At 63.6% G+C, this 14,240-nt stretch carries 9 protein-coding genes and 1 pseudogene; 8 read left to right on the top strand and 2 right to left on the bottom strand.

What is annotated here, in order from left to right:
* Positions 1 to 34: 34 nt before the first annotated feature.
* Positions 35 to 715 (bottom strand): hypothetical protein, encoded by a 681-nt coding sequence (locus tag QZ588_RS01615; protein ID WP_295539015.1) that lies wholly within the window; start codon positions 713 to 715, stop codon positions 35 to 37.
* Positions 716 to 903: 188 nt separating this feature from the next.
* Here QZ588_RS01615 and QZ588_RS01620 point away from each other — a divergent pair.
* The 6 genes and pseudogenes from QZ588_RS01620 to QZ588_RS01645 all read left to right on the top strand — a co-directional run.
* Positions 904 to 1,059 (top strand): annotated as a pseudogene (locus tag QZ588_RS01620) (helix-turn-helix domain-containing protein); the annotation flags it as partial.
* A gap of 95 nt (positions 1,060 to 1,154) precedes the next feature.
* On the top strand, positions 1,155 to 1,382 hold the full coding sequence (locus tag QZ588_RS01625) for an addiction module protein (RefSeq protein WP_295539016.1): 228 nt from the start codon (positions 1,155 to 1,157) through the stop codon (positions 1,380 to 1,382).
* Between the two features lie 572 nt (positions 1,383 to 1,954).
* On the top strand, positions 1,955 to 2,959 hold the full coding sequence (locus QZ588_RS01630; RefSeq protein ID WP_295539018.1) for a DUF4214 domain-containing protein: 1,005 nt from the start codon (positions 1,955 to 1,957) through the stop codon (positions 2,957 to 2,959).
* Between the two features lie 285 nt (positions 2,960 to 3,244).
* Positions 3,245 to 4,240 (top strand): hypothetical protein, encoded by a 996-nt coding sequence (locus QZ588_RS01635; protein WP_295539041.1) that lies wholly within the window; start codon positions 3,245 to 3,247, stop codon positions 4,238 to 4,240.
* A gap of 250 nt (positions 4,241 to 4,490) precedes the next feature.
* Positions 4,491 to 5,840: a glycosyltransferase family 1 protein gene (locus tag QZ588_RS01640; RefSeq protein ID WP_295539044.1), complete on the top strand. Its 1,350-nt coding sequence runs from the start codon at positions 4,491 to 4,493 to the stop codon at positions 5,838 to 5,840.
* 70 nt (positions 5,841 to 5,910) lie between these two features.
* The gene (locus QZ588_RS01645; protein ID WP_295539046.1) at positions 5,911 to 7,008 is read left to right on the top strand and encodes a hypothetical protein; all 1,098 of its coding nucleotides are present in this window, start codon (positions 5,911 to 5,913) and stop codon (positions 7,006 to 7,008) included.
* 59 nt (positions 7,009 to 7,067) lie between these two features.
* Here the strand turns inward: QZ588_RS01645 and QZ588_RS01650 are convergent, their stop codons facing one another.
* Positions 7,068 to 8,978: a DUF4914 family protein gene (locus tag QZ588_RS01650; protein ID WP_295539049.1), complete on the bottom strand. Its 1,911-nt coding sequence runs from the start codon at positions 8,976 to 8,978 to the stop codon at positions 7,068 to 7,070.
* A gap of 856 nt (positions 8,979 to 9,834) precedes the next feature.
* Here QZ588_RS01650 and QZ588_RS01655 point away from each other — a divergent pair.
* Together QZ588_RS01655 and QZ588_RS01660 are read left to right on the top strand one after the other, a co-directional pair.
* Complete coding sequence (locus QZ588_RS01655; RefSeq protein ID WP_295539051.1) at positions 9,835 to 13,980, top strand: ribonucleoside-diphosphate reductase subunit alpha; 4,146 nt, start codon at positions 9,835 to 9,837, stop codon at positions 13,978 to 13,980.
* The gene (locus QZ588_RS01660; protein WP_295539052.1) at positions 13,901 to 14,185 is read left to right on the top strand and encodes a hypothetical protein; all 285 of its coding nucleotides are present in this window, start codon (positions 13,901 to 13,903) and stop codon (positions 14,183 to 14,185) included. The genes QZ588_RS01655 and QZ588_RS01660 overlap by 80 nt, the downstream gene beginning before the upstream one ends.
* Positions 14,186 to 14,240: the final 55 nt, after the last annotated feature.

The following is a 14,240-nucleotide window of genomic DNA, read 5'->3' on the forward strand; positions in this document are numbered from 1 at the left end:
TCGCGAGAAAAGGTTTCCACGTGCTTACGTCATGTCAGCATGTTTCCCCCTCTTCCAGGCTTTGCCTGGCGCAATAACTCTTCAGCGCCTCATCAGCAATCTTCCGGTCGATTGTCCCGACCTGCGCGAGCCGCGTATCCGCCATCGCCCAATCCGCTGTCACGATCAGCCGGCAGCGTCCCAACCCGCTCGGATCAATCGTGTAGGGCTGCGGGAAGCGGTACATCTTGCGGTCCCGGATGAAGCCGTCACCGTAGGAGCCGAAGCCATCGATGCCCTCGTTGATGTGTGCGGCGGCGACGGCATGATCGGCATTGATCAGATCGGTTTGAGCGATGCACAGGGAATGGACCGGCCGCGGGTCGCCGCGCGAGCCGGTGTAGAGAAAGAACACCAAGAACACGTCGCGGCCGTCCTTACGTCCGGAAGGAATCGTGCTGTTCGAGTCGTAGTCCCGCCGCGCCGGCCGGCCGTTGCTGAACGCGAGCGACTTGATCTCAAAGCCCTCGACCGGCGGGCTTCCGTCGCCCCCGACCCAGAAGTCCGGGTAGCTGTTACGGCCTTGGGCCGCGAACGGCAGCCCCAGTGCGGATACCCGATCCGCAAACCAGTCCTGCGGAAAATACTCCTTGTCGTTCGCGCTTCGCGGGGTCATGGGTATACCGGCGGCAACAGCCTGTTGCGCCGCAACGAAAATCTCGATGCTGTGCGTCATTGCCCGAGGCGAGGAATCGTTCTGTAGGAATCCACTTAAGGCCGAGCAATGTAATCCGCGGCAACGACGGCATCAATGCTAGTTCTCGGCTACGGCGCCCAGATGGCGCACTGGAGCTGCGCGAGACCCTGCGCCGGGTGCTGCGCACCCTGTACGAGCGCGGCCGGCTCTGCCGCGGCATGGTAAGCCTGCTCGACCCCGACATCGACGAGCGCGAGCGCGTCATCGCCGCCCTGGAGCAGGCCGGCTGGGTGCAGGCCAAAGCCGCCCGGCTGCTCGGCATGACCCCGCGCCAGATCGCCTACCGGATTCAGACCATGAAGATTCGGGTGAAGCAGTTTTGACGAGGCTGGACAGGACGCGTCATTTCTGATCCGATGCCGCGCAACGGCACAGGCCTCCGTGCCGACTGCCCGACCATACGCATCGCTGGAGCACCATGAAGCAGGCCAGACAACTGCTCGACGAAGCCCTTAGCCTGTCCCTGGACGAGAAGCTGCTTCTCGTCGAGGAAATCTGGGACAGTATCGCCGCCGACGGAGCGCCACCTCCGCTCACCACATGGCAGGAAGCCGAGCTCGACAGGAGGGAGCAGCGCTACCGTGAAGGCGCCGAGCCGCTGCATGCTGCCGACGAGGTTCACGCCAGGTTGCGCAAGCGCCCGTGAAGGCCGTCTATACCAGCCGTGCCGTCACAGAGCTGGAGGCTGCCCACAATTGGTATGAGCAACAACAACGCGAAGCTCTCGGGGAGGAGTTTCTCCACGAGCTTGACGCGGCTGTTGCGCGTATCGAAGCGGTGAAAGGCGGCGGTTGCTCACCCCCGGCTCATGATGAACCCGGTGCCTGTCCCGGGGCGGGCCGGTCCGCGGATTCCGGCCCGGCCTGGTCTCGCTGCTTGAGCTTTTTCATGTGGGCCAGCTGCGCGAAGGCCAAATAGACTGCAAAGGCCCCAAGGATGGTGAGTTCGGCTGCAAGGAGGGCGTTCATTTCAATGCGAGATTTTCGGTGGAGCGGTATGGCTGTGAGCGCGGGGCGCAGTAACCGCGTCGATGGTACACCGCCGGCGCTTCTACGTTCGTCCGACTTAAGGCGCGACAGCCGTATTTCAACCCGGTGCGTGATGTGCCTTTTCGGCTGACCCAGAGCTTCATCACAGACAAATCCGGGCGGTAACCGACGGCCTCGAGGTTGACCTGTCGAGCCAGCGGCCCTAGTCGCCGTTCCAACGCGTAAGTCAATGAAGATCTTGAATATTCTGCACAAGCTCATTGCCCGAATTCCTTCGCTGCTCGATCGCTGCATCACAGCACCCCACCGCTGGACTCTGCCCAACGAGCACTTCATAACATCCTGTTACCAAGGCTTGCTGGGCCGCCACCCAAGCCCTCCTGAGCTCCGGGGCTACCTCGCGTCCATGGCGCTCGGCAAATCAGAGCGCGACATTCTCGAAGCATTCATCCATTCCGACGAGTTCAGCGTTCGCCAGCAACGACTGACGGTGCCCGCCGACGACCCCGGCACACCCGCTGCGTATTTCGTGCACATCCCAAAGACCGCCGGGATGAGTGTCAAGCGCTGGATTGCCCACAGCGCGGAAAGCGTGGGCGGGCGCATGTTTCCGGGCGCGTTCATGGCCGACCTGTTCCTATTTGCGGATGCGCGCTCCTACACTCACTACGCCGGACACTTCGGAGGCTTCCTCCAGCCATTTCTGGCCCGACCAACACGCACCGCTGTCCTGCTGCGCGATCCTGTGGAGCGCGTGATCTCACACCACGCCCACGGGCTGCGTGATCCGAGTCTGCCCCTGCATGCGTTGATCGATGGCCGCTCGCTCGACGAAGCGCTGCTCGACCCTGCCACCAGCGGCTATGTTCAAAACTATCAGGCCAAGTTCCTCGCCTCACTCGACTACGGTCGCTATCTGCTACCACACACACGAGCTGCACAATCTCTCATGGCCAAGTACCGACGACGACCTGCTGCATGCCGCACAGCGCGCGCTGGACGCCATCGATATCGTTGGTGTCTTCGAAGAGCTGCCCACCTTTCTGGACCGCCTCGCCGACGGCTGGAGCATGCCCGCTTACCGTCGCCAACGCCCGCCAACATCGGCTACAATCGTCCGCGCGAGCAGCTCCAGCCAGACGTGAAACAACGGCTGCAAGCGCTGAACGCCGTGGACTATGCGCTCTACGACTACGCAGCAACGCGTGCCCGACAACGCGACCGGGCACGCTAGCGAACAGTTGCTCCGCGACTTTCCAACAACCCGCCCGCTGCGCGCTTGCGCAACCGCCATCACAAATGGTGGTCTGTGAGGCCGCGCCTTTGGCATAGCGCTTGGCATGGCGCTTGGACACAACCGAGGGCACGCATCCGGGGATACGCCATCCGAGGCCGCCATGCCGACCGTTTATCCGCCCTGGGCCACTCGGCAACGACTATCTGCGACTGTCGCGTGTATCCTGCGATACACACTTACCAAGCACCATCCCCTATCCGGGCGCACCTCCTGGCAATTGCAATGACCGCTATCCCTGGCAAGGCCGACACCTGCGTGATCCATATCGGTACAGAGAAAACCGGGACCAGCAGCCTCCAGCGTTTTCTCTCTAAGAATCGCCTGGCATTCAAAGCAGAAGGCGTCGTCTATCCCAGCTTTACCGGAGCTAATGGCGGCAGTCAATGGGGCTTTTTTGCAGCGCTGCCCCGCGAATGCTGGCAAGCTGAGGTCGGCGCGCGACTTGGCATTTCCGACCGCAGAGCCGCGGAGCGCTATGGCGAAGACCTCATAAAATCCATCGATCACGAACTTGCCAGCTGCCCGAGTCCACGCACGCTTGTGATCTCAAGTGAGCATTTTCACAGCCGCCTCCAATCCTCTGAGTCCATCGCCGCCCTAAAGCACTTGGTGAGCCGCTGGTCCGATAACTTTCGCATCATCGTTTACTTCCGCCGCCAGGATCGGGTTGCACTCAGCTACTACTCAACAAAGCTGAAGACAGGTGATAGACAGGTTCAGGTCTTCCCTGCCGCCGGCCCCAACGATCTGCCCTATTATTACGATTACGCGCGCATCTACAGTAATTGGGCGTCTGTTTTCGGCGCAAGCGCGATGCGCCCAAGGCTATACGCGCGCCACGAGCTCGCAGACGGAGACTTGATCACCGATTTCTGCCTTAGCACAGGCCTGCACCCTGGGGGGAAGCCGCGGCCCCCGCGCATTAACGAGTCTCTTAACAAGCACGGCATTGCGCTCATACACATTCTCAACGACCTCTGGCCCGCGACGACAGCACGTAAAGTCCAACCCTTCCGGCACAGGCTAGTGTCTCTGATTAGCAAAACTTTTTCGGGTCAGACGTATCCTGTCTCACGCGACGAAGCAAGGCGCTTTTATGGGCAATTTCGAGCGTGCAACAGGCAGCTCGCTTCGCAGGCCTTCCCAATGCGAAAGGCCCCCCTGTTCTCGGAAGATTTCAGTGACTATCCAGCCACGCTGGCAGACTCTGAAACATAAGCGGCCATTGTCAAGTCATATTCTATGGCAACGGCAATCCGGCTCCGCCCTATCCCTATGTCGATTCCCCAAAGACCGCGGCAACGACATTACAAAACACCCTGACCCCAAAGTGACCCGGGCTTCTCCATCGCCGCACGCGCTGTCATGATCGGCGGGCAGCGTCACGCGACAGCTGGACGTTGACGACTGGAAATCGTTGATTCAGCCGATATGCTTGACGCCGATCATGCACGTTAGGCCACCCGTTGTGAGCAAGCTCGAAGCGTATCCCCGAAGACTTTTCGTTGAGTGTACCCATACCTATCTCAAAGGCGGCTCGGATGGCATCCGACGAGTCGCGAGAGGCTTGGCCAATCAATGTCGCGACGTTTCTACCGACGATATCATGCTCGTGCCAGTGATTTGGGGCGGCATTGGTTTCTATGCTCCGCGCGCACCCTTCGGCCATGGACCCCATCCATTGCACAAATTGGCGACGAAGGGCGTCGCACTCTTTCGGCGCTTTGGACTGGCACCCAAGTCGCATCCCGCCGATAACGGCGCCACATCTCACACGCCTCGCGGCGGCGGTCTTTCCTTCCGGGATAAAATTGAACAGGCGTTTTATGTCCTTTTCGGCATTCTTGCATCAATATCCGGTCCGTTGATGGCACATCGGGTTCGCTTCCGCCCGGGGGACATCATCGTCCTCGTTGATGCTACGTGGGACTCGGACGCCATGCTCAATGCCCTGTTTTCTGCCCGGCACAAAAAAGGCATCTGCTTGGGTGTCATGGTGCATGATCTCTTCCCCCTGACCGCTCCCGAGTGGTGCGAGGAAAAGACGGTCGGTAGCTTTGGACGGTGGTTCCATCGTGTGGCTCCCAATGCGGACTTTTTCATCACCAATTCCGAGGCCACCAGACGATCACTGCATGACTTCCTCGCCGATCATCCGACGATCAGAGTACAGCCCGTGCGGAGCGCGAGCTTTCGTTTGGGCTCGGATCTGGGCCGATCGCTTGCGTCGACGGGCGACACACCAGCGAGCATCAGCGCGCTGCCTGGCTTTGTCGTGCTCGCCGTTGGAACGCTGGAGCCGCGCAAGAATTACGAGGTGCTGCTCGACGCCATGGATAAGCTATCGCTAGCCCAAAGCGTTTCGCTGCTGATTGTGGGGAAAGTCGGCTGGTCGTGCCAGAGCATCGTTCAGCGTATTGCTCAACATCCGCTGCGAGGCACCCGCATCTTTCACTTCGACGACGCTGATGATGGTGAGTTGTTAGCCGCCTACCGTCGGGCGGATTGTCTGGTGTGTGCTTCGTGGGCCGAAGGCTTTGGGCTGCCCATCGTTGAGGGGTTATTCCACGGTCTGCCCGTGATTGCGAGCGATATCGCCGTGTTTCGGGAGATCGGCGAGGATCATTGCCGGTACTTCCCGGCGGGCGATGCGTCGGGTCTCGCTCAGCAAATTCTTGCCGTTGCTCGGGAGCAATCCAAGCGAGCGCCCGCCCGCGCGGACATCGGCACGTTATGCCCATCGTGGCTGGAAAGCACCCGGCAATTCAAGGATGCGACATTCGCCATCGCCGCAGATGCTTGTGGCGGGCAGCCTTGATCATCTGCGCGACAGCACCGGCTCGTCAAGCGCCTGGCGCCCTCACACAAAGTCGGGTTGATGCTATGAAGTGCACACCGTGCTGGAGGTCGCGATGAACGTTGCTGAGCCACAGAAAAAGTTATTTTCCTTTTCCTCGATCCATTCCGTTCGCCAGTTTCCGGCCGTGTTTTTCGAGTCCGACGCAGGATTCGCTGCGGGCGTTGGCAGCGCCCGTGGTCAGGCGCAGAATAAGCGTTTGTGGAGCCTCGAGACGCCCGAAAGCTATAACCCGACAGGGATCGCGGCATTGTGCGACTGGCAGGTCATGAGCAGCAGGGATGGCAGATGCTTGTTACATCGCAACGGCACAGTCAATCCCCGCACGATTTTTTTGTCCCTCAGAGGACGCTTCGCCGCATTCGAGTACTTCAAGCATGAGGTTTTGTCATCAATCGCAAAACCGTTCGTGCTCGTCAGCGGCTCCGAGGACATCACGATTCCAAACCAGGTCGACCGCCGCCAGCCAAGATTTACTCGATCGCAGAAAATGCTATTGGAGCAGATTCGGTCTGATACCCGATTAGTCGCTTGGTTCGCGGAGAACCTGGATGAGACAAAGCCAAAGATGGTTGCGCTGCCGACCGGCTATGTGTTCGCTGGAAGTGGTGCGCCCGTAGACGCCGTTGAAGTTACAACCACGCCGTTATCCAGCCGGCCGCCACGGGTGTTGTGCGCACATCGCATTCGCAGGGGTCGCCAATGGAAGATGCGCGAGCGGGTGTCTGGGCTATGTAAAAAGCAGTGGCGCTCGTTCGCTACGTCAATAGAGCAGGAAGTATCGCTTCAAGACTTCATGGCGCTGATGCGCGCGCATCCGTTTGTATTGTGTGTGGAGGGCGGAGGGCTTGATCCTTCGCCCAAGGCATGGCTCACGTTGGCGCTTGGATCGATACCTGTGATCAGACGCAGCGCGACGTCAGCCGCCTATGAAACGGCCTTGCCCGTTGCCGTTGTCGATCAGTGGCGCCCCAATGCCCTCTCCCCTGCAACACTTCAGCGGTGGTGCGAAGAGTTCTCACCTTGGATTGCGTGCCCCGAGCGACGCAAAGCGCTGGAATGTCGATTGTCGACGCACTATTGGTGGCGGATCATCGAAGCCAGCTATCGGGACGGTCATCCTGGCTGATACAGGGGGACGTCGGCCCCTTGGGAGGGCCGACGCCTCGGCACCGCGTGAGCGCCCCCTCAGCCGTTGTCCGGCTCCTCCAGGCAGGGCAGGTCGAGTAGGCGCTGGTAGTCGTCCAGACCACCGCCGTCCAGGCAGCATTCGATGATGCGCTGGCCGGCGGGCAGCAGATCAGCGCCCAGGAAGGCCTCGAGCTCGCGCTTGAAGAAGTCGGTGAGGATCGCCGCGCCCTGGTCATAGGCGACCGTGCCCACCTCTGGCTGCAGCTCCACCTCGAAGAACCAGGCGCCGAGGGTGCTGCCCTCCACCATCATGCTGCCCGGGGTGTAGCCGAGCAGCGGACACCGGCTCTTGCGCAGGCGATTGGCGGCGAAGCGGGCACCACCACGGCGGGCGAGGTACTCGCGGGTGATCCACTGGGGCATGAAGCCCACTTCCCAGGCGCCGATGTGCTGGTTCGGGATCAGCACGTAGCGCACCTCCGGTGTCTCCATGATCTGGCTCAGCAGCAGATTGGCGTGGTCCACCATGCGCCCGGTGGCGAAGGGCCAATAGGAGCCGACCCCTTCGGAGGTCATACCGTCGGTCTCAACGATGCTCGGATTGGCATGCCCGCGGGGGGCCACCAGCCGCCACAGCCAGGCGAGCGCCGGCGGCAGCACGTGGAACAGGCCGATGATGCCGTAGCTCGGGCGCTCCGCGGTGCAGGGCGGTGTGCGCACGCCCATGCTGCGCACGTCCACGTCCACCGCGCCGCGCACCACATTGGGAATGATCTTGCGCGGAATGATCACGCGTGGGTTGGGGCAGGGCTCGCCGGGGGCGTCCTCGATGTGCTCCCAGAGCAGCGTGGTGGCGCCGGGGCGGCCATAGATGTTGAGGAACAGGAGCGGCTCCGGCGGGTGGACGGTCAGGGCCTCGATGTTCGGGTCCGTACCGTAGCGGTCGATGTGATTGCAGCGCACGAACCAGGCCTCTTCCGCGTCCATCAGGGTCAGGCGGCCGTTGCCCTTTTCCAGCGACGGATGGCACAGGGCCATGTCGTCCGTCACCGGGCGCAGCTCGCAGCCCCGCGGCAGCGGCAGACTGCGCTCCTCGCCGGTCTCCAGGTTGCGGCCGATGAGCAGCGTGCCGTCCTGCTGGCGGTGGGCGTACTCCAGCATCTCGCTCTTGCCGCCGCCGCTCGCACCCTCGTGGGAAATGACCACCCGGTTGTCGTAGGGCGTGACCACCTGCACCGTCGCACAGTGCATGGTCACCCAGCGCTCTTCCTCGCCGATGTTGAGCAGCACACCATAGACCCCCTTCTTGGCGCTGGGCCCGGGGTAGAGGTTGTAGCTGAAGAGCTCGTGCAGCCCGTCGCGACGATTGTGCACCACCACTTGCCGGCCGTCGAAATGGGTGTGCCGGAACGGCGGCGCGACATAGATGACGGCCTTGGGCGCGAAGTCGTCCGGCAGCTCCGCCACCGGCACGATGCCCTGTAAGAGGGCGAGACCCAAAGCAAAGAACCCGGCGTTGTCCGGTGCGATCACCAGCGCCTGGGTGGCGGGGCTCGGCAGCCCGGCGTAGAAGGCGAAGGCGGCCAGTGGCTGGGTCTTCAGCCAATCGAAGGTCGCCTCACGCACCGGGTCGAAGTCTTCGCCGAAGCGCTCGGTGTAGGTGGGCTTGTCCGTGGGGCGCGCGTCGCCGATCACCAGACAGTCGGGATCCCGGCGGCGCATGTAGGCCTCGTTGTAGTTGGCGCAGATGCCATTGCGGGTCCGGCAAACGGTGGCCTCCACCACCCGGCCGACGCCGGGCACCTCGTAGGCGACCTCGTGCTCGCCGGCGTGCGCGTCGCGCACGGCGAGCTGAATCAGTTGATCGTGGGTATCGGCCACCGCGACACTCGGGGCGGCGTTCAGCAGGTTGCGGGTCTCCGGCGGCAGATCGAGATCGAGCAGGCGGCGCGTTGAATGACTCGTCATAGTTGCGACTCGGTGCGTTGACGGTTTCACTGGGCGCGGGGCGCATGCTGCGCCCATGGCTTCGGGTGCTCGGGGTCAGTGGTGCTGAGCGCGATTCGACCGACGGGGATGCCGGCATTAACGGGCTGCGGCGGAGGATCGCCGGCGGCTCCTTTGGTGGGGGTTTTCCGACAATGATACGCACCTAGAACAGCGCAAGCCCTGCCTGTCCCTTCGAAATTTCTTTCTATAGCTCGAATTAATCGAGCTATTTGCTTGCGGTGTCGTCATCGACATCACGCTGCGGTGACCGCCCGGCGGGGTGGAGGCGGTGGCTGATGACGAGCGTCTCGGTGGCGGGGATGTTGGTGCGAATCCACATATAGAGTACTTCTCATCCCACATCGGTGGCCACTCGACGCGCGATACCGGAGACTGAGATCGCCATGGGGCCATGACCCAGACGGCCCGCGCAACGCACCGCGAGGGCGGCGTCGGTGTTCGACTGACGTTCACTGCATCGATCAGCTCGCCACCATACCGTCGGTCGGCCAGCACCCTGCCGAGCAGGCGCCGGATGAGCGCCGCATTCATCCACAGCGGATGCCGACAACCACGCGGCTCAGCGCCCGGGAATGGCAAATTATCCACAAGTTATGCCCAGGCCACCAACGGCTTGACCACCAGATCAATCACAATATGTTGTGATTGACAGCCTAGCCAGAGCATATATATTGCTTTGGCACCGCCCGGAGCCCGGCCCCGCGGCAGCGCCGGCCGCCCCGCGGGCCCGGCGCCGCAGCCGCAGCTCCCCGCCATCGTTCACCGCCCCGTCCGACTCACTCCCGAGTCGGAATCCGCCCCAAGGAGTGCCGCCATGTCCGCCGCCGCCGCACGCGACGACAACCCACACATTGAGCAGCCGGAATCGGACAAGAGCACCGCGACGGTTGTCCACGAGCAGGCACAACCTGGCCAATCGACGGCCCCGCGGACACCGCCGGCAGCGGCGGTGGACACGGGCGTACATCAACCGGGACGTGTGCGGGTGATCCGCCGCAACGGCAAAGTCACGCACTTCGATCCGAACAAGATCAAGGTCGCCATGACCAAGGCCTTCCTGGCGGTGGAAGGCGGCAGCGCCGCAGCGTCGTCACGTATCCATGACCAGGTGGAGCGCCTCACCGAGCAGGTGGCGAGCGCACTCACCCGCCGCCTGCCCGGCGGTGGCACCGTGCACATCGAAGACGTCCAGGATCAGGTGGAGCTGGCACTGATGCGCGCCGGCGAGCACAAGGTGGCCCGCGACTACGTGCTCTACCGCGACGCCCGCGCCCGTGAGCGCGCCGAAAAAAGCGCCGCCCAGGCCGCCGCGGCGGGCGCCGCCGAGCAGCGCATCAATGTGACGCTGGCAAACGGCGATAGCCGCCCGCTGGACACCGGGCGGCTCGCGAAGCTGGTCGAAGAGGCCGCCCGCGGGCTCGATGGCGTGGACGCCGAGGCCATTCTCAAGGACACCCTGCGCAACCTCTTCGACGGCGTGAAGGAGACCGACGTCGGCCAGGCGCTGGTGATGTCCGCCCGCGCCCTGATCGAGCGTGAGCCCGCCTACAGCCAGGCGGCGGCGCGCCTGCTGCTGGACATCATGCGCCGCGAGGCCCTGGGCTTCCTGGACATGGCGGTGGGCGTCGAGACCCAGGCGGACATGGGCGAGCGCTACGCCGATTACTTTGCGGCCTACGTGCAGCGCGCCGGCGACCTGGAGCTGCTGGACAAACAGCTGGCACGCTTCGATCTGGCGCGCCTGGGCGCGGCACTCAGGCCCGAGCGGGACCTGCAGTTCACCTACCTGGGTCTGCAGACCCTCTACGACCGCTATTTCATCCACACCGAGACTGGCACCCGCTTCGAGCTGCCCCAGGCCTTCTTCATGCGCGTGGCCATGGGGCTGGCCATCAACGAGATCGACCGCGAAGAGCGCGCCATCGAGTTCTACGAGCTGCTCTCCAGCTTCGACTTCATGAGCAGCACACCGACCCTGTTCAACGCGGGCACACTCCGGCCCCAGCTCAGCTCCTGCTACCTCACCACGGTGCCGGACGACCTCGACGGCATCTACGGCGCCATCAAGGACAACGCCCTGCTCAGCAAATTCGCCGGGGGCCTGGGGAACGACTGGACCCGCGTGCGCGGCATGGGCGCCCACATCAAGGGCACCAACGGTAAGAGCCAGGGCGTGGTGCCCTTCCTCAAGGTGGCCAATGACACGGCGGTGGCGGTGAACCAATGCTTCGCGCCGGAGACCACGGTGCTCACCGCCGACGGCCCCAAGCCCATCGCCGAGGTGAAGCGTGGCGATCTGGTGCTCGGCCAGCGCGGGCGCTATCGCGAGGTCACCGAGCACTTCGTCTACGACCAGCAGGACGCGCCGATGGTGCAGGTACGGCTCCAGCATGCGGTGGACGACCTACGCGTCACCGCCGGCCACCCGTTCTGGGCCATCCGCGGTGTGCCGCAGGGGCAATCCATCGAGCGCACGCTCGAGCGGATCGAGCAGGGCGGTCACGCGCCGGACTGGGTCGAAGCCGGCGCGCTCGGCCGCGGCGACTATGTGGCGCAGGTCATCCCGGGCGAGGTGGTGCCGGTAGACGGCTTCACCGAGGCCGATGCCCGCTTCTACGGCCTCCTGCTCGGCGACGGGCAGCTGACCCGGGGCGGCGAATTCGGCATTTCCGGCGAGCCCGCGGTGGATGGCGGTTACCTGGACTTCGTGCGCGCCTATCTGCGCGAGCGTCAGATCCAGTTCTGGGAGGACGCCCGGGGCCATGCGTCGCTTCAGATCCGGTGGTCCGTCGGCGAGGGTCTCGTGCGCTGCGCCACCACCGGCCAGTGGATTGGACAGGAGCAGACCGCCCTGCCCTTCACGCAGGACGAACTTTACGACGCCGCCCATCACAAGCGCATCGCCCGGCGCTTCAGCCACCTGCCGCACAACCAGGCGCTGGCCCTCATCCAGGGCCTGCTGGAAACCAATGGCGACATCCGCCACCGCAACGGCAACGAGCGGGCGATCGACTTCACGAGCCCCTCGGCACCACTGACCCAGGGCCTGCGCTACCAGCTGCTGCGCTTGGGTATCCCCTGTTCGGGATCAGGCGCCGGCGAGCGCAGCGACGCCGACGATGGCAGCCGCTCTGATGGCAGCGTCGTCTCAATCACCGGGAGCGGCCGCGCCTTCGCACTGCGCATCCCCGCCGTGGCGCCCATCGCCGACTTGGCGGGCGTGCCTGCGCTCGCCCGGCCAAACTGGCTGCGGCTCGGCAACTGGGTCTTCACCCGCGTCGAGGCCGTCGAGACCATCGCGCCGCTGCCCGAAGTGCATGACCTGAAGGTCGACGGTGACGCGAGCTACATGACCGCCGCCGCCCTGGTGCACAACGGCGGCAAGCGCAAGGGCGCCGTCTGTGCCTACCTCGAGACCTGGCATGTGGACATCGAGGAATTCCTGGATCTGCGCAAGAACACCGGCGACGACCGCCGGCGCTGCCACGACATGAACACCGCCAACTGGGTGCCGGACCTGTTCATGAAGCGCGTCGCCGAGGATCAGCATTGGAGCCTGTTCAGCCCCGACGAGACCCCGGACCTGCATGACCTCATGGGTCAGGACTTCGAGCACGCCTACAGCGCCTACGAGGCGCGCGGCGAGCGCGGGGAGCTGCGCGTCTACAAGCGCATCAAGGCCGTGGACCTGTGGCGCAAAATGCTGGCCATGCTGTTCGAGACCGGCCATCCCTGGATCACCTTCAAGGATCCCTGCAACCTGCGCTACACCAACCAGCATGTGGGTCAGGTGCACAGCTCCAACCTCTGCACCGAGATCACACTGCACACCAACGACCAGGAGATCGCCGTCTGCAATCTGGGCAGCGTCAACCTGGCCAACCACGTGGGCGCCCAGGGTTTGGACACCGCCAAGCTGCAAAAGACCGTCGGCACCGCCATGCGCATGCTCGACAACGTCATCGACTACAACTTCTACAACGTCCCGCAGGCGCGCAAATCCAACCTGCGCCACCGGCCGGTGGGGCTTGGCATCATGGGCTTCCAGGACGCGCTGTATAAGCTCGGCATCGCCTATGCGAGCACCGAGGCGGTGCAATTCGCCGACCAGAGCATGGAGATCCTGAGCTACTACGCCATCAGCGCCAGCACCGATCTGGCCTGTGAGCGCGGGCGCTACCAGAGCTTCGGCGGCAGCCTCTGGAGCCAGGGCATCCTCCCCATCGACAGCGTCCGGCTGCTGGCGGCGGGCCGCGGCGGCTATCTCGAGATGGACACCGGCACCACGCTGGACTGGGAGGCGCTGCGTGAGCGGGTCACCAGCGTCGGCATGCGCAACAGCAACTGCATGGCCATCGCGCCCACGGCCACCATCAGCAACATCTGCGGCGTCAGCCAGTCCATCGAGCCCACCTACCAGAACCTGTTCGTCAAATCCAACCTCTCCGGTGAGTTCACCGTCGTCAACCCCTACCTGGTGGCGGACCTGAAGGAGCACGGTCTCTGGGACAACGTCATGGTCAACGACCTGAAGTACTACGACGGCAGCGTCCAGCAGATCGACCGCATCCCCGACGACCTGAAGCGGACCTACGCCACCGCCTTCGAAATCGACCCGCGCTGGCTGGTGGAGGCGGGCAGCCGCCGCCAGAAATGGCTCGATCAGGCCCAGAGCCTGAACCTCTACATGAGCGAGCCCAGCGGCAAGAAGCTCGATAACCTCTACAAGCTCGCCTGGGTACGGGGGCTCAAGACCACTTATTACCTGCGCTCCATGGGCGCCACCCATGTGGAAAAGTCCACCATGGACGATGCGAGCAAGGCGAATCGGCTCTCGGCCGTCGGCGGCAGCTATGTCTCGCTCGGCAAGGGCAAGGCCAATGGCAAGGGTAACGGTCGCGCCGACGCGCAGCCCAGCGCCTGCTCGGTGCTCGATCCCGACTGCGAGAGCTGTCAATGAGGGACAGCGGCAGGGCAGGCACGCTTGCCCGCCGGAGGATTGCGGCGGCATTCGGGGGTATGAGCAGCTGCTCGAAACCCTGGCGGATCCTTCTCATCCTGAGCACCAGGCGATGCTCGAATGGGTCGGCGGTCAGATCGACCCAGAGGCATTTGATCTCGATGAGACCAATCGGGCATTCGCCACGCTCAAAACCCTCTGGTAGCGACTACCAGCCAGACCGCACCACGGGGCGCAAGACAGTCAAAGACACAAGCAGT

This window comes from uncultured Thiohalocapsa sp. (assembly GCF_913062725.1).
In the GTDB taxonomy this organism is placed as follows: domain Bacteria; phylum Pseudomonadota; class Gammaproteobacteria; order Chromatiales; family Chromatiaceae; genus Thiohalocapsa.

Excerpts from the sequence above, each read along its gene's own strand:
- QZ588_RS01615 (WP_295539015.1), bottom strand. The coding sequence starts at position 715 with ATGACGCACAGCATCGAGATTTTCGTTGCGGCGCAACAGGCTGTTGCC.
- QZ588_RS01625 (WP_295539016.1), top strand. The coding sequence starts at position 1,155 with ATGAAGCAGGCCAGACAACTGCTCGACGAAGCCCTTAGCCTGTCCCTG.
- QZ588_RS01630 (WP_295539018.1), top strand. The coding sequence starts at position 1,955 with ATGAAGATCTTGAATATTCTGCACAAGCTCATTGCCCGAATTCCTTCG.
- QZ588_RS01635 (WP_295539041.1), top strand. The coding sequence starts at position 3,245 with ATGACCGCTATCCCTGGCAAGGCCGACACCTGCGTGATCCATATCGGT.
- QZ588_RS01650 (WP_295539049.1), bottom strand. The coding sequence starts at position 8,978 with ATGACGAGTCATTCAACGCGCCGCCTGCTCGATCTCGATCTGCCGCCG.
- QZ588_RS01655 (WP_295539051.1), top strand. The coding sequence starts at position 9,835 with ATGTCCGCCGCCGCCGCACGCGACGACAACCCACACATTGAGCAGCCG.
- QZ588_RS01660 (WP_295539052.1), top strand. The coding sequence starts at position 13,901 with ATGGCAAGGGTAACGGTCGCGCCGACGCGCAGCCCAGCGCCTGCTCGG.